Origin of the sequence: Actinoplanes sp. NPDC048791, assembly GCF_040650095.1 — a bacterium.
In the GTDB taxonomy this organism is placed as follows: Bacteria; Actinomycetota; Actinomycetes; order Mycobacteriales; family Micromonosporaceae; genus Actinoplanes.
Genome location: NZ_JBEZGQ010001694.1, coordinates 1 through 1,134 on the forward strand (window position 1 = coordinate 1; position 1,134 = coordinate 1,134).

At 74.1% G+C, this 1,134-nt stretch carries 2 protein-coding genes; one reads left to right on the forward strand and one right to left on the reverse strand.

The window, feature by feature from the left end; all coding sequences use genetic code 11:
• Positions 1–564, reverse strand: a 564-nt coding sequence (locus tag AB0C29_RS49685; protein ID WP_360835536.1) for an NAD(P)-binding oxidoreductase, incomplete at its 3' end; no start/stop codon positions are given.
• Positions 565–719: 155 nt separating this feature from the next.
• Here AB0C29_RS49685 and AB0C29_RS49690 point away from each other — a divergent pair.
• A partial coding sequence (locus tag AB0C29_RS49690; protein ID WP_360835538.1) for a sigma-70 family RNA polymerase sigma factor occupies positions 720–1,134 on the forward strand: 415 nt, incomplete at its 3' end.

Consider the following 1,134-nt stretch of genomic DNA (forward strand, 5'->3'; position numbering starts at 1 on the left):
GGCCAGGGCCAGCTCAACGAGCCGGGCCGCCACCTCACCGGCGTCCACCGGCTGGAAGCGGACACCGGCCGGCACCGGGACCAGCGGGAGCCGGGCCAGTTGCCGGGCCGCCAGCAGGGTCAGGTCGTGGAACTGGGTCGCCCGCAGCGTGGTCCAGGGCAGCCCCGAGCCGGCCACGACCTGCTCGGCCGCCCGCTTGGCCGCGAAGTAGCCGAACATCGCCCGGTCGGCGGCGCTGACCACCGGCACCCGGTCGGCCCCGACCACCGAGATGAAGACCAGGTGCGGTGCGCCGGCCTGACGCGCCGCGCGTACCAGGGTCCGGGCCTTCTGCTCGTCGCCCTTGGCGCTGCCCGCGCAGTGCAGGACGGTGGTGACCCCGGCCACGGCGGCGTCGACGCCCGCGCCGGTGGCCAGGTCGCCGACGCGGTATTCGGTGCCCTCGGTGGTCTCCCGCGGGTGGCGGCTCAACACCCGTACGGAGTGGCCGGCCTTGTGCAGCAGCGGCAGGACGAGGCGGCCCAGCGTGCCGGTGCCGCCGGTGAGCAGAATGGGTGCGGACATGGTTTTCTCCCCGATCGTCGGTCACATCTGTCGGCCCTCGCGGGTCTGATGGGATGACACCCGGCGCGGAAGGAATGTGACACGTGGACCAGGGCGCAGCGACGGCCGAGCTGTTCGAGACCCATCGGGGCCGGTTGCGCGCGGTGGCGTACCGGATGCTCGGGTCCCTCAGCGAGGCCGACGACGCGGTGCAGGACGCCTGGCTGCGCCTCGACCGGACCGGCGCCGAGGAGATCGACAACCTCGGGGCCTGGCTGACCACGGTCGTCGCCCGGATCTGCCTGAACAAGCTGCGCACCCGGGCCCAGCAGCGCGAGGAACCGCTCGACGGGCACATCCACGTGAGCGACCCGGTGCTGAGCCGGGCCGACGTCGCCGACCCCGAGCACCAGGCGTTGCTGGCGGACGCGGTCGGGCTGGCGTTGCAGGTGGTGCTCGACACGCTGGCCCCGGCCGAGCGGCTCGCGTACGTCCTGCACGACATGTTCGCCGTGCCGTTCGAGGACGTGGCCACGATCATCGACCGGTCCCCGGCGGCCACCCGGCAGCTCGCCAGCCGGGCCCGGCGCC